Origin of the sequence: Mesorhizobium sp. M4B.F.Ca.ET.203.01.1.1 (assembly GCF_004791025.1) — a bacterium.
Taxonomy (GTDB): domain Bacteria; phylum Pseudomonadota; class Alphaproteobacteria; order Rhizobiales; family Rhizobiaceae; genus Mesorhizobium; species Mesorhizobium abyssinicae.
In genome coordinates this window covers 1-327 of record NZ_SRUO01000173.1, presented here as the reverse complement: position 1 = coordinate 327, position 327 = coordinate 1, and the positions used below count along the sequence as shown (strand labels likewise).

Below are 327 nucleotides of genomic sequence, written 5' to 3'. Positions count from 1 at the left end.
GCAGGTACAGGATCTCTTCGGCCGTGCCGACGCCACCGGCGAACACGATGATGCCGTGGCCGATGCGGACGAAGGCCTCCAGGCGCTTCTCGATGTCCGGCATGATCACCAGATGGTTGACGATCGGGTTCGGCGACTCGGCCGCGATGATGCCCGGCTCGGTCAGGCCGATGTAGCGCGTGACGGTGCGGCGCTGCTTGGCATGGGCGATGGTCGCGCCCTTCATCGGGCCCTTCATCGCGCCCGGGCCGAAGCCGGTGCAGATGTCCAGGCCGCGCAGGCCCAGCTCGTAACCCACCTGCTTGGTGTACAGGTACTCGTCGCGCG

Annotated in this window: 1 protein-coding gene; it reads right to left on the bottom strand. The window is 67.6% G+C overall.

The window, feature by feature from the left end; genetic code table 11:
• Positions 1-327, bottom strand: a 327-nt coding sequence (locus EN846_RS34170) for an LOG family protein (RefSeq protein ID WP_135928135.1), incomplete at both ends; no start/stop codon positions are given.